The sequence below is a fragment of the Enterococcus camelliae genome (genome assembly GCF_042685105.1).
Taxonomy (GTDB): domain Bacteria; phylum Bacillota; class Bacilli; order Lactobacillales; family Enterococcaceae; genus Enterococcus_G; species Enterococcus_G camelliae.
This window is the reverse complement of record NZ_JBHUMO010000056.1, coordinates 119829-144303: the sequence shown is the minus strand read 5'-3', so window position 1 is coordinate 144303 and position 24475 is coordinate 119829. Positions and strand designations below refer to the sequence as shown.

The 24475-nt window shown below is 41.0% G+C and carries 19 protein-coding genes; 1 reads left to right on the top strand and 18 read right to left on the bottom strand.

Going from position 1 to position 24475, the window contains the following annotated elements; translation table 11 throughout:
* Nucleotides 1–458: 458 nt before the first annotated feature.
* The 14 genes from ACFSR0_RS09685 to ACFSR0_RS09620 form a co-directional block, all read right to left on the bottom strand.
* Nucleotides 459–1139, bottom strand: a complete 681-nt coding sequence (locus ACFSR0_RS09685; RefSeq protein WP_379982277.1) for an AAA family ATPase — start codon at nucleotides 1137–1139, stop codon at nucleotides 459–461.
* A 147-nt stretch (nucleotides 1140–1286) separates the two neighbouring features.
* A complete protein-coding gene (locus ACFSR0_RS09680) occupies nucleotides 1287–2303 on the bottom strand; it encodes an ABC transporter substrate-binding protein (RefSeq protein ID WP_379982275.1) in 1017 nt (338 codons plus the stop codon).
* A complete protein-coding gene (locus ACFSR0_RS09675; protein ID WP_379982273.1) occupies nucleotides 2284–3081 on the bottom strand; it encodes an ABC transporter ATP-binding protein in 798 nt (265 codons plus the stop codon). The genes ACFSR0_RS09680 and ACFSR0_RS09675 overlap by 20 nt, the downstream gene beginning before the upstream one ends.
* Before the next feature lie 3 nt (nucleotides 3082–3084).
* Nucleotides 3085–4158 (bottom strand): FecCD family ABC transporter permease, encoded by a 1074-nt coding sequence (locus tag ACFSR0_RS09670; RefSeq protein ID WP_379982271.1) that lies wholly within the window; start codon nucleotides 4156–4158, stop codon nucleotides 3085–3087.
* A 19-nt stretch (nucleotides 4159–4177) separates the two neighbouring features.
* Nucleotides 4178–5221 carry an NAD(P)/FAD-dependent oxidoreductase gene (locus ACFSR0_RS09665; RefSeq protein ID WP_379982269.1) on the bottom strand — a complete coding sequence of 348 codons (1044 nt, stop codon included), beginning with the start codon at nucleotides 5219–5221 and terminating at the stop codon, nucleotides 4178–4180.
* A 302-nt stretch (nucleotides 5222–5523) separates the two neighbouring features.
* Nucleotides 5524–6717: a metal-dependent hydrolase family protein gene (locus tag ACFSR0_RS09660; RefSeq protein ID WP_379982267.1), complete on the bottom strand. Its 1194-nt coding sequence runs from the start codon at nucleotides 6715–6717 to the stop codon at nucleotides 5524–5526.
* Between the two features lie 81 nt (nucleotides 6718–6798).
* Entirely contained in the window at nucleotides 6799–8424 is a 1626-nt protein-coding gene (locus ACFSR0_RS09655; RefSeq protein WP_379982265.1) for a P-II family nitrogen regulator, read from the bottom strand.
* A gap of 24 nt (nucleotides 8425–8448) precedes the next feature.
* Nucleotides 8449–9423 (bottom strand): ABC transporter ATP-binding protein, encoded by a 975-nt coding sequence (locus ACFSR0_RS09650; RefSeq protein ID WP_379982263.1) that lies wholly within the window; start codon nucleotides 9421–9423, stop codon nucleotides 8449–8451.
* The gene (locus ACFSR0_RS09645) at nucleotides 9420–10481 is read right to left on the bottom strand and encodes an ABC transporter ATP-binding protein (protein WP_040366080.1); all 1062 of its coding nucleotides are present in this window, start codon (nucleotides 10479–10481) and stop codon (nucleotides 9420–9422) included. The genes ACFSR0_RS09650 and ACFSR0_RS09645 overlap by 4 nt, the downstream gene beginning before the upstream one ends.
* Before the next feature lie 98 nt (nucleotides 10482–10579).
* A complete protein-coding gene (locus tag ACFSR0_RS09640) occupies nucleotides 10580–12217 on the bottom strand; it encodes an ABC transporter substrate-binding protein (protein WP_379982261.1) in 1638 nt (545 codons plus the stop codon).
* 20 nt (nucleotides 12218–12237) lie between these two features.
* The gene (locus ACFSR0_RS09635; RefSeq protein ID WP_040366082.1) at nucleotides 12238–13170 is read right to left on the bottom strand and encodes an ABC transporter permease; all 933 of its coding nucleotides are present in this window, start codon (nucleotides 13168–13170) and stop codon (nucleotides 12238–12240) included.
* Between the two features lie 13 nt (nucleotides 13171–13183).
* Nucleotides 13184–14131, bottom strand: coding sequence for an ABC transporter permease (locus tag ACFSR0_RS09630; protein ID WP_288745418.1), 948 nt, complete (start codon nucleotides 14129–14131; stop codon nucleotides 13184–13186).
* Nucleotides 14132–14168: 37 nt separating this feature from the next.
* Nucleotides 14169–15356, bottom strand: coding sequence for an amidohydrolase (locus ACFSR0_RS09625; protein WP_379982258.1), 1188 nt, complete (start codon nucleotides 15354–15356; stop codon nucleotides 14169–14171).
* A 24-nt stretch (nucleotides 15357–15380) separates the two neighbouring features.
* Nucleotides 15381–16601 (bottom strand): M20 metallopeptidase family protein, encoded by a 1221-nt coding sequence (locus tag ACFSR0_RS09620; RefSeq protein ID WP_379982256.1) that lies wholly within the window; start codon nucleotides 16599–16601, stop codon nucleotides 15381–15383.
* Nucleotides 16602–16899: 298 nt separating this feature from the next.
* On the opposite strand from ACFSR0_RS09620, the gene ACFSR0_RS09615 reads away from it, so the two are divergent.
* The gene (locus ACFSR0_RS09615; protein WP_449260602.1) at nucleotides 16900–18339 is read left to right on the top strand and encodes an amidohydrolase; all 1440 of its coding nucleotides are present in this window, start codon (nucleotides 16900–16902) and stop codon (nucleotides 18337–18339) included.
* Nucleotides 18340–18431: 92 nt separating this feature from the next.
* Here ACFSR0_RS09615 and ACFSR0_RS09610 read toward each other — a convergent pair whose 3' ends face one another.
* The 4 genes from ACFSR0_RS09610 to ACFSR0_RS09595 form a co-directional block, all read right to left on the bottom strand.
* Nucleotides 18432–20075 (bottom strand): peptide ABC transporter substrate-binding protein, encoded by a 1644-nt coding sequence (locus ACFSR0_RS09610; protein ID WP_379982252.1) that lies wholly within the window; start codon nucleotides 20073–20075, stop codon nucleotides 18432–18434.
* Nucleotides 20076–20105: 30 nt separating this feature from the next.
* Entirely contained in the window at nucleotides 20106–20816 is a 711-nt protein-coding gene (locus ACFSR0_RS09605) for a gamma-glutamyl-gamma-aminobutyrate hydrolase family protein (RefSeq protein ID WP_379982250.1), read from the bottom strand.
* Nucleotides 20817–20955: 139 nt separating this feature from the next.
* Nucleotides 20956–22704, bottom strand: a complete 1749-nt coding sequence (locus tag ACFSR0_RS09600) for an ABC transporter ATP-binding protein (RefSeq protein ID WP_379982248.1) — start codon at nucleotides 22702–22704, stop codon at nucleotides 20956–20958.
* Nucleotides 22697–24445, bottom strand: a complete 1749-nt coding sequence (locus ACFSR0_RS09595) for an ABC transporter ATP-binding protein (RefSeq protein ID WP_379982246.1) — start codon at nucleotides 24443–24445, stop codon at nucleotides 22697–22699. The genes ACFSR0_RS09600 and ACFSR0_RS09595 overlap by 8 nt, the downstream gene beginning before the upstream one ends.
* Nucleotides 24446–24475 lie beyond the last annotated feature (30 nt).

The window sequence follows — 24475 nt, the reverse complement described above, 5'->3', positions numbered from 1 at the left end:
CGTGAAGAGTTTGTTCACATAAGCTCGCTAGTTCTTATGCAGTTCTCTGATGAACTTCTTGCACTTTCATGCAAGCACAGACTATATCTTATCCGTTGGCATTACCCAGTACGGCGAAACCACTTCCACACGCTTGTATGTACTTCCCTCAAGAGGAATAGTCGTTGAACCTTCTCCTATTCGGAGCTTGGCTGCTGATTTTCGATTACGTGAACACTTAGGATTTAACCTTATGCCATCTAACGAATTTTTTCTGTTTTCACCACGTTCACGCTTGGGTTTCATCTATCCCTACGTTGTCGTTTCGTTAGCTTTACGAGTTCCCAGCAATTCAGTTTCTTCATTGGACAATACGAGTTTTTCTATTGTCTCTAAATGCAAGTTTCCCTACATTCTTACAGTATATCTACGAGCTATTATCCCACCATTAAAATAGTGGATTTTCTCGCTCGCAAATTCTATAATAAGGGTGAATGAGTAACTATCACAAATTGAACAGCAAAAAAACGGGCCAGTTCATTGATTTGTTTGGCCAATAGCAATTGCTTTTCTGGACTTAATGACACTTCCGGTTCATCTAATAAATAAATGCCATCTGGTTGCAAATAATCTTGAAAGACTTGCAAAGCCGTCTCGCCATTCGAATACTTTTCTTGTGCAAACAATTGGCGTGCCATTTGTTTTTTCATCTCATATGAATCTTTGTGCCGCGCAGCTTGTTCTTTCGTCATCCCCAATTTACGGCGAGTATACAAGTAACCTTCTTGTAAAATAGCTTCTTGTTGCACTTTTTTAACCTCGTACAAAATATCTTCACTTTTTAAGTAACGGCCATTCTCGGGCAATACTCGTGGGTGCCCCTCATCTGTTTCGTCCATCAAAAGATGACACTGAGCTAAATAGTCAGCAAAGTAGTCTTTGTGCCCACTCGAACGGACCATTTCTGTTCCAGGGATAGCAAGAAGATTAGCTAGGCAATTTAAAAAAGTCGATTTTCCTGAACCATTCTCACCATAAATCATGGTAATGCTGTCAAAAACAAGGGTCTCTCCTGCTTTGTTGTTCAAACTATTATAAGGGTAGATGGTTCGACCATATTTTTGTTCGCTTGGAAATTGAAAACCACGTACATAGCGCATTGTTCCACCACTCTCTCACTTAGTAGTTCCATTATTCCTCATCGTAGATTAAAAGACAAGACGCTCCGTTCCTTTTTTGGGGTTCGCAAAAAATCAAAGAGGCAAAAAGTCGCTTCTTTGCCTCTTTGGTCATTTTGGATGTTGCTTTTATTGATTAGCCTTCATTTCTTTTACTAGACTTTCCAAGCCCGTCAACGATTGGTAGCCGTAACCAAATAAATAATTGTAGTCTACGGCATAGACTTGCTTGTTTTTAATTGCTTTCATGCTTGAGAGTTTGGCATTTTTGTATAAGCCTTCAATCACCTGTGTCCCTGTTGTGCTTCCTTCAATGGTTGACCAGTCCCCTACGATTAGAACATCTGGGTCCGTTTCAATCAGAGTCTCTTCGCTAACATCGCCCGTTTGGTCCTTGAAGACATTGTCCAATTTAATCATGTTGAACATATCATTAAAGAACGATTCATCGTGAGCAGCATAAACAACGACTTGACTTGGATCAGTCATATGGAGATAGGCGAAAGTTTGCTTTTTGTTGTCCGCTACTGCTTCTTTTAAGTTGGCTTCCCGATTTTTGATTTGTTTCGCAAATTTCTTGGCAGCTGACTGGACTTGGAAAATTTCTCCTAAATGATCAATGTCTTTATACACAGAATCAAACGTCGCACCCGTCACAGAAGATTCCAATACGTAGGTTGGGATACCCATTTCATTGATGGAATCAACTGTCCCAATCCCCCAATCTTGGTTATCAAATAAGCCACCCCGTCCGTACATCATATCGGGATCAACACTAAGGGCTGTTTCTTTACTAATGTAACTATTCCCCAAATCTTTTAATTCTTTAAATTGAGCTGCGACTTCCGGATCGCCCTCTCCAAAGGTTGCTCCTACACCGGCAATCCGATCTTTTAGCCCTAAATGAAGCAATAGCTCTGCTGCTGGACGAGTATTGGCCATCACTTTGCTTGGAGCTTTCGTGAATGTTTCCTCTTTCTTCGTCCACTTGGTTCCCCCTTCAGCTTTGCTATAATTTTCAATGGTTATCGGGTATGCACTGCCTTTTGAACTTTGCGTAGTTGTTTCTTTGGTTGATTGACTACAAGCCCCCAACGCAACTGCCAATACCCCAATACCTACGAATTCAGCCCATCTTTTTTTCATGCTCTTGCTCCTCTTCTTTAAAATAATAATAAAAACCTAAGCCATTGGTAACGGGATTCCGATACACCTTGCATTGAATGCCATACACAGATTCGATCAACGTCTCTGTTAGGACTTTTTCGGGAATCCCTTGGGCAACCACTTGCCCGTTTTTTAACACATACAGGTAATCACAATATCTTGCGGCATCTTCCAAATTGTGTAGGGCTGCCAAGACACCAATACCTAAGCTTTTGACAATTTCTAAAATTTCTAACTGATACCGAATATCCAAATGATTGGTTGGCTCATCTAAAATCATAAATTGGGGGTCTTGGGCGATGGCACGTGCCAGAACAACTCGCTGTTTTTCACCACCGGATAATGACAAAAAGCTTCTTTGGCGATAGTCGGCTAATCCTGTTTGCTGTAATGCGTTGTCTACAAGGGTAAAGTCTTGTTGATTTTCTTTTTCTAACATGGCCTTATGAGGTGTTCGCCCCAATAAAACCATCTGTTCCACGGTTAAATCAAAACTCAACTCATTAAACTGACTGACTACGCTCATTTGTTGGGCAACTTTTTTTTCCGAACTGTGCAGAATATTTATGTCATCTAAATAAATCTGTCCACTGTCAGGTTTGAGTGTTTTATAGATGGTTTTTAAGAGCGTTGATTTTCCGCTACCATTTGATCCAATCAGTCCCACAAATTTTCCAGTCATTGTTTTTAAAGAAATGTCTTGTAGGATGCTTTTTTGGTTAATCTGATACGACACTTGCTCGACTGTTAACTTCATACGCTATCCTCCAAAGTTGTATTGACGTTTTACAATAATATAAATAAAAATGGGCGCACCAATGATGGCCGTAATAATGCCAATTGGCAACTCCACCCCTTTTAAGATAGACCGAGCAATAATATCTGCCCAAATCAGAAAAAGGCCACCCGATAATGCGGTCAACAGCATCAACGCACGATGATCTGAGCCCGTCAACCCCCGAACAATATGGGGAATGATTAGCCCCACAAAGCCAATCATGCCAGAGTTGGCAACAATGATACTCGTCAATAAAGCCGATAAAATCATATAGACTCGTCGATAAAGAGCCAATTTGATGCCTAATGTAACCGCCACTTCATCGCCCAGTAACATGGTGTTCAACACGCGGTATTGCAATAAGAAAAAAAGCGTTAAGCCTATGACCAACGTCATCACCAAGGGTAACTTAGTCCAATTGGCCGAAGCCAGACTCCCCATCGACCAAAACGTGACGGTTTTCATTCCTTCTGCATTGTTTGCCAGATAAACGATTAGATTGGCGAGTGAGCCACACAAAGAGCTAATAATTGTTCCTGAAAGAACCAGTTTTGTTGAAGTCATCCGGCCACCAATACTGGAAAGCAAAAGAACCAAAAAAGTCGCAACAACGGCACCGACAAAAGCCCCCAAAGCTAAACCAAATTGAAAGAAGAAGGAAGAACCACCAAATCCTACCAAAATAGCAAAGGTTGCGCCTAAAGAAGACCCAGATGAAATCCCCAAAATATAGGGATCTGCCAAAGGGTTTTGAACGACAGCTTGCATAACAGCCCCACTGACTGCTAATCCCATCCCGACAAAAATCGATAATAAAATGCGAGGTGTCCGAACAAACCAAACAATATTGGCATTGGCTTGGGTGATTCCCTCCAGATTTCCGATTGTTCCGCGACTCACTTTATACAAAAGAATCCGGTACACCTCTGACAAATGGATTTCGGCCTGGCCACTTGCCAAAGCCACCCCCGCTGATAAAAGAATAGCAATCACCAAAATCAAACTAGCAAAAATGACAATCGATTGCCGACTACGTTTGCTCCACTGGACGGTCATGTTTTTCACTCCCAAACTCTCACTCACTCTTTTCCTGATCATGCGCCATCAACGCTTGATTTTTCTCATGAAATTTTTCATTATGAGACGATACCATTCCATAAGCAACACTCTGAGGATCAATAAATTGTTTTATTTGATTTACAGCTAAGGTAGCATCTTGAAAGGCACCAACCAACAAGTTCACCTTGCCGTCAAAATAATGGATGTCTCCTGCTGCAAACATCCCTGCTGCACTTGTTTTGGTTGGTGAAGCACAGTGCAAGTAAAACTCACTGTGGCGTGCCAACGCAATCACTTCTTGATCTAGTAAGGACGTATCTCGATCGTACCCATGCTGGATGAGCAAATGATCACACGGTACTGTGACAGCTGTTTTTGCCTCATTGGCTTGCAGTTGCAACGCCATCGTCGATGAGCCATCACCAGCAGCCACTGATAAAATCGTCTGATTCGTCAATACTTCAATGTCAAGCTCTCGTAATTTTTTGACTTGGGCTTCATGGGCTTTCAATGTTTCCCCACGATAACAAAGAGTCACTTTGGCCCCATACGACTGGGCTTCAATCGCGTAATCAACAGCGGCATCCCCACCACCTGAGATGACCAATGTTTTGCCGTCAATAGCCTGTTGATTGGGAAATTCATAATGGATTGCGGCTGCCAATCCGTCAGCGATAGGACAGGTTAATTTTTGAGGCGAAATAACGCCGCCTCCGATGGCAACCAATACCGTTTTCCCATAATACAAGCAACCATTTTGATCAGTCAAAACGAAACGATTGTCTTCTTTTTGCCATTCTTTGATTGTGGTATTTGTATAAATTGCTGGTTCAAAAAGAGTTGCCTGTTTTTGCAAATATTCCTTAACTTTGTAGCCTTTCGTCGGAGGCAATGCGCCCACGTCCCAGACCATCTTCTCTGGATAGAAATTCAACTTGCCACCCAGTTCGCTTTGAGCTTCAAAAAGAGCAACCGACATATCCCGTAACCCAGCATAAAAGCTTGCATATAATCCAGCGGGGCCTCCCCCGATAATTAAGACATCATAGACAGTATCCATAGATTCTCCTTTCTCAACTGAAAATCATTCTCAATTGATTAGTAAAATTATATGAAAGGTCTTACTAAATGTAAAGGTTTTTTGTAAAATGTTCGAAATGTTTCGTAAACTTATTTATAAGGCAGTGACTGCGGTTCTTTCCTCTGCTTGGCTTTCCTTCTCAACACCAAACCTATCGACCACAATTTGCTATGTAATTTCTGTTTATCAGACCAGCGATTTGCTCATGCTGGATAAACAAAAAGCAGGCCTCATAGACCTGCTGGAAAAATTTTTTAGTTAATTAATGCTTGCTTTTTTATTTAGTCAATTTTTTTTCCTTTTTTGTAAACAACTTTTGGCTCAGCAATCACATGTATGTCTTCCAACGGATTTTTTGTCAATACCACGAAGTCAGCTAGCTTGCCTGTTGCGATCGTCCCGGCATGGTCGCTAATCTTTAATAACTCGGCCGCATTGATTGTTATGGCTTGCAAAGCTTGAAGAGGGGTTAGACCTGCTTCCACCATTAATTGAAGTTCCAACGCATTCATTCCTTCAAAGTCATTGAAAGGCGTTCCGGCATCTGTTCCCATCGCAATTTTCACCCCAGCTTTCGCTGCCAAGCCGATGCTTTTCATATGTGCATCTTGAACGGCTAACGATTTTTGGACCATGAATTCAGGTAAAAGGTCTATATGCTGATTGATTGCCCATGGTGCAGCCAATGTAGGGACAATGTACGTGCCATTGCTCAAAAACATTTCAATTGCTTCCTCATCCAAATATATGGCATGCTCCACCGAATCCACACCAGCCAGAATCGCATTTTTGATGCCTTGTGTTCCTTGAGCATGAGCACAAGCCGTACGCCCTTTGTGATGCGCTTCAGTAACAGCAGCTTGCATTTCTGCCACACTTAATTGGACATCGGTTGGTTGCTCACCATCAATACTCACCCCACCTGTCGCCATCAGCTTGATGTTACGTGCTCCTTTTTTCAATAGATCTCGCGCTGCTTTGCGGGTTTCAGCTGGACCATCGACTTCTCGGCCTAATTCTGCCCCATGCCCCCCAGTCATCATTAAAGCCGAGCCAGAACCAATAATGCCAGGCGTAACAATTTTGCCTTCCCGCTCGAGCTTGCCAAGTTTTAAATCAATTTCGAACGTGGAGCCAACATCCCGAATATACGTAATCCCGCTTTTCAACAATTTGGTAAGATTATCCAGGGCGATCAATGTATCAACGACTGGTTCCGATTGATTGCCGTTGACAGAGGACAAGCCACCAATTTTGAACAGAGGATCCAAAATAATGTGTGTATGGGCATTAATCATCCCTGGAATAACAAATTTTCCACTTAAATCAACCACTTCCACGTCTTGATTGATTGGAATATCCGCAGCAATTTTTTCAAACGTGCCGGTCTCTTCATTGACCAGCAAATCAAGGGACTCGAAGGTATCTGTCTGTGCGGTAAACACTTGTGCATGACGATAAACGGTTTTTTTCATACGTTTTCACTTCTCCTTTTTTAAGATGAACTTGCGAAAAACTCCCGAAAAATTCGGAAGTTTTTGGCTTGCTTCATTCATTTACTCATATTCCAAAGCCTGTGAATCTTGTTCACCCGTGCTGACGCGCACAACATGATTGATGGTCGAAATAAACACTTTGCCATCTCCCACATGTCCTGTATAAAGTGCGCGTTGAATTGCCTGAAGCATCTCCGTAGTTGAAATGGTGTTGACCACCACTTCCAACTTAATTTTAGGTAAGAAGTTGGTGTCTACTTCTAGTCCACGATAGTAACTAGAATGACCTTTTTGAATACCAAAACCCGTCACGTTTGACACGTTCATCCCCGCCACGCCAATGGCATTCAGCTCCTCTACCAATCGATCAAACCGATTGGGATTGGTTAAAATTTCAAACTTACGAATTACACCAGACGCCTCCACCTGTGCCCCCTGATTGCTCTGTGATGGGTTTCCATCTGATTCAACAGGCGGTGTCAATTGGTCAGCATCCACTTGCTCCATGACTGGCACTTTTCCATAATTGACGGCCGGTAATCCTTGAAAATTGGCCGGTAAATGAAAAATGCTGCTATCTTTTCCCACGGTTTCTTCCATGACAGACAAACGAATTCCATGGGTGGTGTAACTGATGATTTTTAATGTGACATAGGCAATTACACTAATGCCAAGTGCTAATAAAAGATAGCCGATAACACTACCAAGAAACCATTGAAGCCTATTGCTTCCTAAAGTAGCCGTAGCATTTGAAAACAACATTTTCAAAATAAGTACTTGAAGGCTGCTCAAACCAAAAAGAGCGATAACACTACTTGGGTCATCAATTTTGGCTTTCTTATCTAGCCATTCAATCAACCAAAACAACAAAGGTACACTTAGAATATTGGCTAGAATTAGTACCAGGACATTTGTTTGTGTACTTAAACTAGCACTTGATAACACCCCAAGTGTGGTTGCATGGATGACCAACACTACATCAATATAGTGATAATACAGTTTTGAAATGATCATTGCCACCACAAAATTGATTGCCGGAATCAATAAAATAACAAAAAAGAATTTGGCATGTAGGGCTGTCGTTGCTTGTTGTACAAGGATGGTTTGAATAAACAACGGCCAACCAATCCAAGATAGTAATACCGAAAAGCCAACCAAGTACAAATTTGCACTTGGCAAAGCATTTACTTTATTGTTTTGGTATTTTCCTAAACGAGCACCAATTTGTTTAGAAGATACGAAAGCAATGACTGCAATAGCCAGTTGAATACTAATCGTTTGATTGTCTAAAAAGCCCATTTTAGCAAAAAAGCCATCTGATTGAAGAAATAGTTGTACTAATGGTTCAATCACCAAGCCAATCGCTACTGCTAATCCACCGTAAACAAGCGTTTGAGATCGTTCTGCCAATGCATTGGTTGCGAAAACACCAATAACGATACTGATTACCAAACCTTGAATGAGGTTACCAGAAATTGTTCCACTACTAGAAAACATTTGGGACCATCCTTGCACGAGATTTCCTTGAGAAAGTCCAAAACCTACGAAACTGTAGGCAATTGCTGCACAAGTCAAAACGACTAATTTTTGAAACAGGGTGCTCGTCTTATTTTTATCCGATACAAAGGCCATTTCACCTAAAATGGCTCCCAAAAGTACTAACGCTAAGCTCGCAAACACTACCATTCAATCACTCCTTCTCTCCACTCACTACGAAAAGACCGCCGTTTCTTGTTTGGCCTTCAATGTTTCATGTTTCTCTTGATACATTGCAATTTCTTGCTGGTGGCAGTAAACGAAATGACCGGGAACGATTTCATACAATCCAACCGCAGGATCATTTTCGTCATACGTAATCTTGGTTTCATCGTACCCAATTCTTGTCCTAGTCTTTTCTGAAATGGGATCTGGCTCAGGAATAGCTGAAAGTAATGATTCTGTATACTGGTGCAAAGGATAGTGATAAATATCATCGGCTGTAGCCAATTCCAACAGTTTTCCTCGATTCATAACACCAATTCGATCGCTGATGTATTTCACCATAGACAAATCGTGGGCAATAAACAAATACGTTAGGTTTTCTTTTTTCTTCAAACTCCGCAACAAATTCACAATTTGGGCTTGAATCGACACATCCAAAGCTGAGATGGCTTCGTCCGCAATGATACACTTTGGTTCAAGCGCAATAGCTCGAGCAATCCCAATCCTTTGACACTGTCCTCCTGAAAATTCACGAGGATAACGATTGGCAAAACTCCGATTCAAACCTACTAAATCTAACAATTCATATACTCTATCATCGCGCTCTTTTTTATTTTTAACTAACTGGTGAACTTCAAGTGGTCCACCAATAATTTCTTTTACTGTTAGTCGAGGATTCAGCGAAGCATAAGGATCTTGAAAAATCATTTGGATATTCTTTCGAAATGCCAACAAATCTTTGCGATTTTTCTTATTTTGAATGTTATCTCCTAAAAAAATAATTTGACCATCCGTTATCTCTTCTAGTTTCATCAATAACTTTCCAGTGGTTGATTTTCCACTTCCAGATTCTCCTACTAAGCCAAATGTTTCTCCTTCATAAATATCGAAAGTAATATCGTCAACTGCGCGAACTTCATTTGCTTTTCCTTGGTTGTAAACTTTCTTAACTCCTTTGATTTGAATAATCGGATTTTTGTTCATAGAACGACCTCGTTTCCTTGAAGTTGGGCAAATAATTTTTGTCGTTCCACAATTTCTTGCGGTGGTTCAATCTTTGGTGCACGGTCATCCAATAACCAGGTACTGGCAAAATGCGTATCGGAAATCCGAAACATCGGGGGTTCTTCTACTAAGTCAATCTCCATAGCAAATTCATTCCGTGAAGCAAATGGGTCTCCTTTTGGCACATGCAGTAGGTTAGGAGGAGAACCTGGGATGGTATACAAATCATGGTCATCCGTTTCCATATCCGGCATTGATGCTAGCAGCCCCCAAGTGTACGGGTGTTTGGGATTATAAAAAATTTCATTTGCTGTACCAATTTCAACGATTTTACCTGCATACATCACAGCTACACGATCGGCGATATTGGCAACCACGCCTAAATCATGCGTAATGAAGATGGTAGACATTTGAAATTCCGTTTTTAATTCTTTTAACAACTCAATAATTTGTGCTTGAATCGTTACATCCAAGGCAGTAGTTGGCTCATCTGCAATCATAATTTTCGGATGACACGCCAATGCCATGGCAATCATAACCCGCTGACGCATACCACCGGAAAACTGATGGGGGTATTGTTTAAACCGTTCTTTGGCTTTCACAATCCCCACGCGTTCCATTAATTCAATGGCTTTTTCTTTGGCTTCTTTTTTCTTATAATTTTGATGCACAATCAATGGCTCCATAATTTGTAAGCCAACTGTTAGCACCGGGTTCAGCGAGGTCATAGGATCTTGAAAAATCATCGCAATTTCTTTGCCTCGAATTTGGTTCATTCGGCTTTCTTTCTGATCTAATAAATTCTCTCCTTCAAATAGAATACCGTTACTTTTGATTGTTGTATGCCGTTGCGGTAAAATCTGTGTAATCGCTTTGGTTGATACACTTTTTCCAGATCCAGATTCTCCAACTAGCGCTAAGGTTTCTCCTTCATATAAGTCAAAAGTCACCCCACGAACCGCATGGATGACACCTTCAGAAGTCTGAAACGATACGGATAACTCTTCGACTGAAAGTATTTTTTTCTGGTTTTCCATGCACATCAACCTCTCTTTCGTTGCATCCTTTTTAAGAAGAATGGGACACGCATTCAATCGAACAGGTCCCATTCTTACGAACTATTTCACTTCTCTAATTATTTTTTGGTCCAATCTTGCATATCGTATAAGCTACCTACCCAAAATTCTTTGATCCCGCCATCAAGGTTTTTACTTTGTACTTTGTATTGGTAATCGGCGTAAAGACCAACTGCGTAGGCTTGTTCTTGCCAGTACGCTTGAATTTCATCATAGATTTTTTTCCGGTCATCCATATTTGTCGAAGCTTTTCCTTGAGCAATCAATTCTTCCAGTTTTGGATCGTTCACACGGCTTAAATTAGTTGTTCCAGATTTTGACCAAAGATAGGTTTGGTCTGGATCAGAAGTCAACGGAATACCGATTAATCCTAGTTGGTATTTCCCTGTTCGGACATTAGCCAAGGCTGTAACAAAATCAAAACTTACTTGTTTCACTTTGAAACCAGCTTCTTCTAGATTTTGTTGAATCAAGTTGGCTGATTGTTCCCGTGCTTTGTTTCCAGTTGGCACCGTCAACTCAATTTCTTTGCTTGTATCAAAGCCAGATTCTTTGATTAATGCTTTAGCTTTCGCTACATCATGTGGTATAGCCTTCAAATCTTTGTCATAGTACTTGCTTGCAGAGGTATACGAAGTTGGTAGAACTTCCGCGTTGCCACGGAACAATTGTTTCACTATCGCTTCACGGTCAATCGCATACGTCATCGCTAACCGAACTTTGGCATCAAAGTCATCGTTATTAATGAACATAAATTGAGTCGCAAATCCAGGATAGCTCTTAAACGTCAAGTTGCTATTTTTCTTCAAGGTATCAATATCCGAAACCGGAATAACCCCAATTCCGCCACCAGCAGCCATGTCTACGCCACCAGATTCTAATTCAGTTACTAAACTTGTCCCGTTCACGATTTTCAAGTAAACATTCTTCAGTTTTGCTTCTCCTTTATAGTAAGAAGGATTGGCTTCTAACTGAACATACGAATCCTTTTCGTACTTCACAAATTTGTAAAGACTTCCTGATACCGTTGGGGCCGTAGCAAAAGTTGAACTAGATAGATTTTTTAAATCTTCTTTTTCTACGATGTGTTTTGGTACAATGTAGATATTAAATCCAATCATTTCCTTCAAATAATTAGGATCCACGGGTGTTTTAGTGGTTAAGGTTAAAGTGCTATCATCCACAACTTTAACCCCACTGATTTCTGTGGTGCCATCATCCAATTTCCCAGTATCTTTGACCCCCTTCAGACTAGAAATATTCACCCCAAAAGAGGTTTCAACATCTGGATTGGCAATCAAATTCAACGAATATGCGACATCTTCCGCAGTAATTGGTTTATCATCTGACCATTTCGCACCACTGCGAAGCTTGATTGTAAAAGTTTGGTTGTCCGTTGTTTCAAATGAATCAGCCAAATTCCCTTTAAAGGTTAAAGACTCTGGTTGATCCAATAGTGTTGGGTACAACATCCGCAAAATCCATTGACCAGCCGTATCTGTCGAATTAGCTGGGTTGAAACCACTGGGTGCATTAGTTAATCCAATGTATAGAGTATCTTTTTTGGTGGCCGAACTTGACTCAGTGCTTGATCCACTTGAGCTATCACTGGATCCCCCACAGGCAGCTAACAATGTAACACTTAACAAGGTAATGATTCCCATCCAAATGGCTTTCTTTTTCGTTTTGATTGTCATGTCAATCCCTCTTTTCTTTTCTATTTCATATCTCCCTCAATCGCTTTTCTCAGTCCATCACCGATAAAATTGATTGACAATACCGTTAATAACACCATAATTCCTGCTGGTAACCAACGCCAATACTGATTTTGCAGCACATTTAATGACTGTGCGTTGGACATCATATTTCCCCAACTAGAAGTCGGTGGTTGCACACCTACACCTAGAAAGCTTAACGAGGCTTCGGTAATAATCGATGTCGCAACCCCAAACGTCATATTGACTAAAATTAATGTCAGAATATTGGGAAAAATATGTTTAAACATAATCTGGAACGTGGTGTAACCAGAAGCAATCGCTGCTTGTACGTAGTCCGCATTTTTTAATTTCATCACTTCACCACGAACTAAGCGACAAATCATCGGCCATCCCAGTAACCCAATTACAAACGTGACGGTCCAAATACTTGGGCCAATCAAACTGACAATAACCAAAATCACCATGAAATAAGGAAACGACATGAAAACTTCCGTAATTCTCATGATGGTTGTATCCCAAATACCACCTAAAAACCCACTCAATAAGCCTAAAGTGGTACCGATAACGGCATAAATAATCACAGAAAGGACACCAACAATCAATGAAACGCGGGTCCCATAAATCAAGCGACTCAGTACATCACGCCCTACTTCATCTGTACCTAGCAGATTTTTGGCGGAAGGTGCTGCTTCAAAATAGCCGACTGTTTTGGTTGGATCATAGGGAGAAATCGCCGAAGCAAACACGGCAATCACGATAAAAAGAATAAATAAAATCAAACTAGCCACAGCCAACTTATCTCTGAAAAACCGTTTGACCAACGTCTTTAGATAGCCATCTTCATTCTGAGCTGTTCCTTGCAATTGGCTCAGATGTTCCAATTCTTCAAGTTTCTTTCTTGAAACAGTTTTGAACATATTGGTCATTTCCATTCGCACACCTCCTTTAGTACCGAATTCTAGGATCAACGACCGCATAGAGAATGTCTGCCAACAAATTACAAAGCATGACTCCTAGCGCCGCAACTAAATTAATTGCCATTAAGACTGGATAATCACGTGAATTAATAGATGAAATCATTAATTGACCAATGCCCGGCCACTGAAAAATTTGTTCCGTTACAACTGCCCCACCGAGCATTTTAGGTATGTCAGAACTCGCAACGGTAATAATTGAAACCAACGAATTTTTCACTCCATGTCGCCATAATGTTAAGTGTTGATTTAACCCTTTGGCTTTCGCTGTTCGCATATAATTCTCTGAGAAGATTTCAATCATATTTGCTCGTACATATCGAATCATATTCGAACAATAAAACGCTGATAACACTATTGTTGGCATAATCAAGTGCTTCAAACTATCGAGCGTATTGCTTTCTTGCCCCAAGGTAGTCATCCCACCCGTTGGTAACCATTTAAGTTGCAAAGCAAATACAAAAATTAATCCTAGACCAAAGAAGAAATTTGGAATGGAAACACCTAAAAAAGAAAAACTGGTAATTAATGTATCCAGCCAGCCACCTTGCTTTTTGGCACAGAGAATCCCCAAAGGAATAGCCAAGAGGTAAGACACTATTAAAGTGGCCAGCATCAGCGTCAGCGTCGCCTGAATCTTACTTGGTAAAACTTCTGTTACGGCTACCCGCGAAGAAAATGAAATACCGAGATTTCCTTGTAATAAATTTCCTAGCCATTTGACATATTGCACAGGTAATGGTTGATTCAAACCTAAATTTTCTCTCATTTGTTCCTTTTGTTGCGCCGTTGCATTTTCAGAAATATACAAATCGGTCGGATCCCCTGGCGCTAAATTAACAATCCCGAAACAAAAGATTGTCACCAATAGTAAAACTGGTATAGTAATCAAGATTCGTTTAACGATATATTTTCCCATTCTTTTTCCTCCAATCTTTTTTGAGGATTGTCCATCGTTAGTTTGTTAAATAGTGTGCGACGATGGCCAAAAATGATTGCCCAGATTGAAGTAAACAACTTTCGTCCAATTTGAATTTTGGATGGTGGTGTGGAAAAACTGCATCAATGTCTGGATTGTTCCCACCTACATAAAAGAAACAACCAGGTTTTTCTTGTACATAATAGGAAAAATCTTCGCCCCCCATACCGGTGGGAATTTGAACGACTTGCTCTTCACCAAATAACTCACTGACTATCGCGACAACTTGTTTTAACTCTGGTTCCGATTGTTGAATTGCCGGATAACCATCCCGATAGAAAGTCGTCGCCGTTCCTCCTTGAATGCTTGCAATGACGTTCGGTAAAGTAACCACTCCGTTTTTCAAAACTTCTTTTGTTTTGGCATCTAATGTTCGCACTGTGCCGACTATTTCCGCTGTGTCGGCGATGATATTGTAAGCTTCTCCACCTGCTTTTACACTGGCAAATGTTACTACTCCAGCTTCAATGGGATCGACTTTGCGACTAACTAGCGTTTGCAAATTTGTGATAATCTGACTTGCGATAATCACTGAATCTACTGTTTCACTTGGATGAGCAGCATGACCGCCTTTTCCTTGAATCTTAATTTTGAACGTATCTGAATTTGCTGAGCCATAGGGAGCCGAATAGGCAATCATTCCTTTAGGTAATAAAGAAGATACATGAATACCAAACACATAATCGACACCTTCTAAGGCACCCGCTTCAACCATGAACTTGGCACCACCAGGTTGAATTTCTTCTGCATTTTGGTGAATTAACACGACATTGCCATGCAGATCGCTACGATTTTTTTGAAGTACTTTAGCAACACTTAGTAAGCCCGCTGTGTGAACGTCGTGCCCGCAGGCATGCATCACGCCTTTGTTTTGTGAAATAAACGGCACATCCGTTTCTTCTGTAATCGCTAATGCATCAAAGTCTGCTCGCAGGGCAATCGTCAATCCCGGATGCTCACCGTGAATTTTTGCAACAATACCATAACCATTACCAAAGTTTGGTTGGATATCTGTAATGCCATATGCAGTCAATTGTTCAATAATATACTGTGCTGTTTTTTCTTCTTTATAAGACAGTTCTGGGTGTTGATGAAGGTAGCGGCGATTTGCTAAGGCTTCTTCCTGTCCAGCTTCTAAATCTGATAACCACTTTTCTAACGTCATATGTTACCCTATCCTTTCTGGCGATTATTCTTTTACTAAATAATGTTGAATAATAGATAAAAATGCTTTTGCGCCAATCAACAGACTCGCTTCATCAGCGGTAAATTTGGGGTGATGGTGTGGATAATTTACTTCTTGTTCGGCAATACCTGCTGGTACATTGAAAAAAGTTCCCGGTATTTTTTGCAAATAATAAGCAAAATCTTCTCCACCCATGGTTGGTTGAATGGTCACAACATTTTCTTTGCCAAATTGTTCAATAAAGAGCTTTTCAACAAGGTTCGTTTCCTCGGGATAATTATAAACAGACGGATAGCCGCACTTATAAGAAACCGTTGCTGTTGCACCATGAGCAGCAGTGATATGTTCGGTGATTTCAACAATTCCTGCCTTAAATTGTTCCTGAACCTCTTTTTCAAACGTCCGAACAGTTCCTTTCAGAAAAGCTTTATCAGCAATGATATTATCGGCACCTTCTCCTGCATGAAAAGCCGTAACAGATAAAACGCCTGATTTAATCGGATCTTTCCGTCGACTGACAATCGTCTGCAATTCTTGAATAAGGTAAGCCGCTACGACTGTTGCGTCCACCGTGGTGTTAGGAGCCGATCCATGTCCACCTTTTCCTTGTATTTGGATTTCAAAAGAGTCTGCAGCAGCCATCATATACCCTGGATGGACATAAACTTTGCCTGCATCGACAGTTCCGCCTTGAATATGTAAACCAAAAATGGCATCTACCTCATCAAGTGCCCCAGATTCCATAATGGCAATGGCCCCTCCTGGTGGTAATTCCTCTGCATGTTGAAAAATAAAAATTAGTTTTCCTGTTAAATAACTGTCTAGTTCACTGACAGCTTGCGCAACAGATAATAGGGTTGCCGTATGAACATCATGTCCACATGCATGCATCACACCATCATTCTTAGATTTAAATGGCAACTCTGTTTCTTCATGAATAGGTAAGGCATCGAAGTCTGCCCTAAGAGCGATTGTCGGTCCTGGCTTGCCAGTATCTAAGGTGGCCAAAATCCCACCACCACCTACTTCTGTTTGAATATCCGTATACCCGTAAGACAAAAGTTTCTCCTGAATAAACGCCCTAGTTTGCTCTTCTTGAAATGATAACTCGGGAAATGCATGTAAGTGTCGACGATTCGCAATTGTGTATTCGTTATTCTCTTGAAGAATGGCAACTGCTTTTTCTAAAAATTGGGAAGCCACTGTATCTTCAGCTAAACTCATGAGACATCCTCCTTAAACTAACCATTTTCACGTCATAAAACCTAACGTGATTCAAATTATAAGAATATAATTAGAAAATAGCAATGTTTTTTTGGTGGTTTACTCATATTATTTTCATTATTTATTTATCTAAGAAAAAACCCCTTATTCATTTTTTATTATTAGATAGCCTTGATATAATAATTTATTTTATTATTTTTTCACAGTTTATTGAAAATTTCTTTCTGTTTTCAGTTTACTTTCAACTTTATTATGCTAGAATTTCTAACAAAATAATTAAAAATAAATTAGAATAAAGGTGATTTTTTTGAAAAAAGAAAACGTGATTGAACGATTAAATGAAAAGAAAGATACCTTTTTTCAGGCGGCAGATGCCATTTGGGAAACACCAGAATTGCGCTTTGCGGTTGATCAATCGGTCCAACAGCATTATCAAGTGTTAGAAAAGGAAGATTTTACGATTGAAAAGGGCATTGGGGGCATGCGGAATGCTTATGTAGCCACCTACGGAAGCGGATCACCTGTCATTGGTGTTCTGGCTGAATACGATGCTCTCTCAAATTTAAGTCAGGTAGCAGACCTACCTCGACAAGAACCTCTGATTAAAGGTGCAAATGGGCATGGCTGTGGCCATAATTTATTGGGGATGGGCGCCGTCGCAGGAGCGGTGGGAGCCAAAGAATTTTTAAAAGAAACAGGTATTTCTGGTACCATAAAACTATTTGGCTGTCCTGCTGAAGAAGGTGGTTGTGGCAAGTCGTACCTCGCCAGAGCTGGCTTATTTGATGATTTGGATTTGGCATTAAGTTGGCATCCCTCTGACCAAACAGGTGCATGGGGTGCTTCGAGCTTGGCCGTTTACCACGTGAATTATCATTTTAAAGGGGTCTCTTCCCATGCGGCAGGTGCTCCTGATTTGGGTCGGAGTGCCCTTGATGCTGCCGAATTAATGAATATTGGCGTCCAGTTTTTACGTGAACACATTATTGACGAAGCGCGAATCCATTACGCTTTTACGGATGTTGGTGGTACTTCTCCTAACGTGGTGCAAGCAAGCTCTTCACTTTTTTATTACGTTCGGGCACCAAAGATGGAACAAGCGGCAGAAATCTTTGAACGAGTAACGAAAATTGCGGAAGGCGCTGCACTGATGACGGGAACGACGATGGAAGTGGTGCTTGATTCTGCCTGTTACGAATACATGCCAAGTAAATTTTGGACAAAACAAATGCATGAAAATTTGTCACTGATTGATTTGTTCGATTACTCTGCAGAAGAATTGGCTTATGAACAAGCCTACTATGAAACAATCGACGATTCCGTGAAACAAAAAATCTATCACGACTTGATGGATGTCTACTCAGAAAAAACAGCAGCTGAAATTAAAGAATTGGCTGCTTCCCCCATTTGTCAATTTATTCTTCCACTTTCGTTTGAAGGTATCGGTGTTGGATCAACCGATGTTGGCGATGTCAGCTGGATTTGCCCCACTGCCCAAGTTTGGATTGGTTGTGAACCAATGGGGAGTGCCCCTCATAGTTGGCAATGGGTAGCAAACGGCAAATCTTCAATTGCCCACAAAGGATTGTTAAATGCTGGCAAGGCAATCGCCTTAACCGCCATTGATGCCTTTACGTCCCCCGAAAGTGTTCAAAAAGGCAAAGAAGAACACCTTAGAAACTTAAAAGGTCGATCGTATGTCTGTGCGATACCAGGTGATATCTTACCTGATTGTTAATTTTTTTCCCGTAATAGCCACTCGCCCCCCTCAAAAAGAGGACTAAGTCATGTACTACTGACTCAGTCCTCTTTTTTAGCTATGCTGTTACGTTATTTCACCGATGCCAAACGATAGGAGACTGTTCGACCAAATGGGAAAATTTGTAGATTTTGCAGACGTTCCGATTGCAAATAAGCAACTGCTCCTTGATAGAGTGGCAAAACAGCCGTATCCGTTTCGACAAGTTGTTTTTCCAATGCTAGGAGCTCTTGCCATCTTGCTTCAGAATCATTGGCTAAGGTCGTGCGTGCTTTTTCCAAGCCTTGATCGTAAGTGGCACTGGCATAACCGGAAGTATTCAATCCACCTTTAGAATCATAAAATTCCAAGAAATTAATTGGATCTGCGTAGTCTGGTGTCCATGTTCCAAATACTAAATCAAAATCGCCAGCTGTTTGTAAATCCAATCGATTTTGCAAGGGAACCGACTTTAGATTGACCTTTAGCCCTGGTAAATTTTGTTCCAATTGCCCTTGAATAAATTCGACTGTCTTCTTGGATGAGGCCGTGTCAGACGATAATAATTCAAGTGTGATTTGATCTTTGCCTAGCTCTTCTTTGGCTTTCGCCCAAGAAGCCTGTGCTTTTTTAACATCAAATGGAAGCAAGTCACCATTTTCTTTGCGGAAATCTTCTCCCGTTTTTGGATCTTTGGCAAAATTACTAGGAACGAAACCATTCAATGCGGTCGAACCATCGCCTAAGATATTTTCTGCAAATGATTTTTTATCAATCGCTTGTAAGATTGCTTGCCGAACATTTAAATTACCAGTTACCTCGCGCTTTTGATTGGCGCTGATATAGCCAACTAGTGCTTTTGGTACGTAATGTGCTAATTGATTGTTTTTGTATTGCTGTGCGTACGTATCTGTTAATGTTGTGTAGTCTAGCGCATTGGTTTCAAAAAGATTGACCCCAGTTCCTGTTTCTTTGACCACTTGAACATCAATTTCTTTTAATTTCACATTTGCTGCATCCCAGTAGGTTTTGTTTTTCACTAGCTTCCAAGATTCATTAGCACCTGTCCAACCTTCAATTTTAAAGGGACCATTCCCAACGAAATTTTCAGCACTTGTTCCATAAGATTTGCCTTTCTCTTTGGCAAAAGCTGCATTTTTGGGCATAAAGGGTGTCCCAACTAATATTTGATCCAAATAAGTAATTGGGCTTTCTAAATCGATTTGCAAGGTATGCTTATCAATGGCTTTGACCCCAAGTGTCTCTACTGCGGCTTGCCCTTGCCGAATCTTGCTAGCATTCTTAAAGATATCCATCCGGTTGCTACTGCTTGAAGCATTGGTTGGGTCAACAACATATTGATAGGCATAGACAAAGTCAGCTGCGGTCACCTCATCGCCATTGCTCCATTTGGCATCCCGCAATTTAAACGTATAGCTTAGGCCATCCTCGCTAACAGTCGGTTTTTCGGAAGCAATTGCTAGTTCTGGATTTCCATCTTTGTCGGTTCGATAAAGGCCTTCTGTCAGTTGACCAATCATATCAGAGCTGTTTACATCACTGTATTGTCCACTGTCTAAAGTCGAAAGTTCTCCTGGTGTGGAAACCTCGATGACTTGCTTAGTTGTACTGCTGCCGCTTCCGGTATCCCCTGAGCTGTCTTTCTTTCCTGTTGTTGAGCAGGCAGCCAAAACCAAGGCTGCAATTGCTAAATAACCCACTACGCGTTTCTTCATTCTTTTTCCCCCTTTTTCTTTTCCAACTTTCTATAAGTGATTCACTACGTATTGAAAAATCCCCATCTCTTGCACCAAAGCCTCATAAGCAAAATCTGGGTGCCATTGGACAGCAAGGATTTTATGCTGGGTATCCTCGATCCCTTCAATAATATTATCCGGGCTCCAAGCAGTCGCTGTAAAATTACTTGCCAAACGATTTATGGCTTGGTGGTGAAATGAGTTCACTTTGTTTCGACTTCCATAAAGTGACTGTAACATACTATCTTCCAAGGTCTGGATGGCATGTGTCGGGATTTCTCGAGGAATGGGTGCTTGCATGTGGCGAGTGCCGTTGCTTTCATCAATCTTTTGTTGCAAATCCCCACCAAATGCGACATTGAGTAATTGCATTCCTCGACAAACTGCAAAAATCGGCTTCTTTTGTCGAAGTGCCTCATCAATTAATGCCAATTCAAATTCATCACGCGCTAAAAAGCTATAATCTTGCTCGGTAGCTAATGGTTGTCCGTAAAACTTCGTCGCCACATTTTGACCACCTGCTAACACCAATTTATCAATTTGATGAATGTATTCTTTGGCTGCCTCTTTTTCGCTAATTGGCAATACGAGCGCGAGTGCTCCAGCCTTTTGGACAGCTTTCACATAGCCGATTGGTGTGTAGATTATCGGTAATTCATGCAATACTTCTCCTGAATTTTGAATTTCGTTTGCTGCAATTCCGATTACTGGCCTTTTCATTCCCCATTCATCCTTTTCTCACTTCATTATCTCATTATTTTCTCATATTGTTGTTAGTTTAATACAAAACTTGAAAAATGTATATGAAAAACTCACTCTTAGTGATAGATTTTCCTTATCGCTAAGAGTGAGTTCTTGATTATAGTTGTTCTGCTTGCATTTGATACATTTGATGATAAATCCCCGCTTGCGCAATCAACGAGTGATGATTGCCTTGCTCAACGATTGCTCCTTGATCCAGAACCAAAATTTGATTGGCTTCTTTGATTGTCGACAAACGATGGGCAATCATAAACGTCGTACGACCTTTTTTCAGGACATTCATCGCTTTTTGAATAATGGTTTCCGTTTCAGTGTCGACATGGCTAGTTGCCTCGTCCAAAATGAGAATTTTGGGATTCACAACCAAAGCCCGTGCAAAACTGATTAATTGGCGCTCTCCACTTGAGAATTCATTGCCTTTTTCAACCACAGGGTGATGAATTCCTTCTTCGTAGCGATCCAGAAGGTAGTCTGCACCAACTTGTCTCATGGCATCAATAATCATCTCGTCGGTAATATCTGGTCGGTTCATCCCAATGTTGCTTGCAATCGTTCCAGAAAAAAGATACGGATCTTGTAAAACGATGGCCATTCCTTCGCGGACACTTTGGCGACTATAATCCTCAATCGTCTGACCATCAATCACAATCGAACCTTCTTGTGGATCATAAAATCGGAACAGCAGATTCAAAATACTCGATTTTCCGGAGCCAGTATGACCGACAAGGGCCACTGTTTCGCCTGGCGTCGCATGAAAACTGATATCTTTTAAAACCAATTGCTCTGGCAAATAACCAAATGACACATGTTGAAACCGGACATCGCCTGCCCCCATTGTCAATTCTGGTGATTCTTGTGATTCCACTGCTTGATCAGCAAATTCAAAAATTCGTTGGCCCGCAGCGAGTGATTGCTGAATATTGGCCATTGTTTGAATAAAGCCGTCAATCGGATCAAATAAACGATTGATATAATCAATAAACACGTATAGCAAACCGGCTGACAATGCCATTTTTCCACCCAAAAATTGATAAGATGCCAACGACAACACGATGAGCATTGTTAGGTTTCTTAATAGATTCGCGAATCCCCATGCAACGATGGAGTCAAGTAACAAATATTTTCTCCCCATCTCAAACCATTTTTGGACCGTCTCCTTAAATTCTTGCAACAATTGTTTTTCCCGTTGAAAGGCTTGAACAATCGCCATTCCTTGGACAAATTCATTCAATTGCCCACTGATTTGAGAGATGTATTCCCGCATGGCTAAATTGTACTTTGATGCATACTTCGTGTACTGTTTTTGCCAAAAGATCAAAATAGGCATTAGGATTAACATCGCTAGACCCACACGCTTATCCAACAACATGAGGGCGATAAAAGCCCCGACAATTTGAATCGCATTGCTTAGCATATTGCTAATCACATTGACATAAAAATTTCCACGCAAAGCTTCTGTATCATTGGTAATCCGGGCAACAACTTTACCAGCTGGAATTTGGTCAAAATAGGACACCGGTAATTGATGCATATGATTGAAAAGTTCATTGCGCATTTGTTTGACAATGCGGTTGGACATTTTTCTTAAAAGCAATAAACTCATATATTTTAATAAAGAACCGACACTGTTCAGTAATAGATAACTCATTAATAATAGAATTAACCATTCTTTGTTTAAGACCCCGGTTTCAAAAGCGGGGGTTAATACTTGGTCGATTAAACGTTTGGCCAACATTGGGGAGTACAATTCCAAGCTGGTCGCCACGATTAATAAACTTGCCCCAATGATAAAGCGTTGCTTATAAAAACGTACATAGTTTAATAGGCGATAAATCGTCTTAAGCATGAGTAGCCTCATCCTCCTTTATTTGTTGATGATAGTATTGTTCTTGATACCATCCTGGTTCTTGAATTAAACTTGCGTGCGTGCCACGTTGAACTACTTTTCCTTCATCCAACACGATGACTTGAGACGCAGTGGTAATGGCAGAAAGACGATGTGTCACAATCAACAATGTATCCGTAACGGACTGATTTTGTAAATTTTCAATAATGGCTTGTTCCGTTTTCGCATCGACTGCGGACAAGGCATCATCCAATAATAAAACGGGACTCTTTCTTAAAAAGGCTCTGGCTAACGAAAGGCGTTGTTTTTGACCGCCCGACAACGAGACCCCTTTTTCCCCAACTAGCGTAGCTAATTGCTCGGGCATCCGACGAATATCTTCAGCCAGGCATGCCATCTCCAATGCTTGCCATAGTTGTTCATCTGTGGCCTGATTGTCTCCAAATAGGAGATTTTCGCGAATTGTACGAGAAAAAAGGGTGTGCTCTTGCGGTACTTCCGCAAGTTGCGTCCGTACAGATTGCGTCGTGTATGCCGTCAGTGGTTGACCATTTAATTGAGGAACTTCATTGGAGTATGGATAGCGATGACCAAACTGCCGCAAAATAGTTGTTTTGCCGCTACCCGTTTTGCCGACTATCCCGATGACTTCCCCCCGTCGTACCGTTAAGTCTACTCCTGATAGCACCATGCGTTGAGTGTCTGGGTATTTAAAATGAAACTGCTGCAGTGCCAGACTTTCAAATGTGTTTGCTTCGACGGTTCCTTCTTTTTCCACGCCATCTCCCGTTTGCAGCACTTCGTTAATCCGCCGCCAAGATGCCGCTCCTTGTTGCATGACATTCACCAAATCGCCTGCAGAAATCATCGGCCAAACGACCATGGTCAGATAAACTTGAAAGGAAACCATTGCCCCAATCGAAATGGCTTGACGGACAACTAGTAATGCACCAAACCCAAAACTGATTACAAAACTGATAGCCAAAACAATGGTAATCAGTGGTGTAAAGCGTGCATCAATTTCGGAGACGCGGTCATTTTTTTCTTTCGTTTGCTCTGTCTGTTTTTCAAATTGAACAGTCGTAGCTTCTTCCAATCCAAAGGCGCGTACCACGCGGATGCCGTCAATAATCTCCAATACTTCGCTGTTCATATCCGAAACAGAATTTTGTGCATCTGTAAAAGCAGCATCCACTTCTGATCCCCATTTAAAAATAAAATACGCTAAGAGCGGCATGGGAATGAGTGCAATCAAGGTCAATTGCCAAGAAACGCTCCAGGCCATCATCAAAACAATAAATCCAAGGTACAGACTCGTGTTCAAAAAAACCATTAGACCATAGCCAACAGTCATACCCATGACCTGCACATCATCACTTGAGCGAGTCATCAAATCTCCCGTGCGAAAGCGATGATAAAACGGAGCCCCCATTTTTAAGAAATGAGCCATTAACTCTCCGCGTAAATTACGCTGAATATCATACGAACCAATAAATAAATTATACGTCCATACAAATTCCGTCACATAGGCAAGCAAAATGGCTCCGCCAAAAAGGCCTATGTATTGGATTAACATGCTACTTGTTAATTTTTTTTCAATAATCGCATCCACAAATAACCGAATAATATAGGTTGGTGCCACGTACATTGCACTGGCTACCAACATAAACACGAGGACAATGACGTATCGTTTTTTATGTGCGTAAAAATAACTCCATAACTGCTTTAAAATATAATTCATGTGCTCTCCTTTTGTTGAGTTTTCATTGGA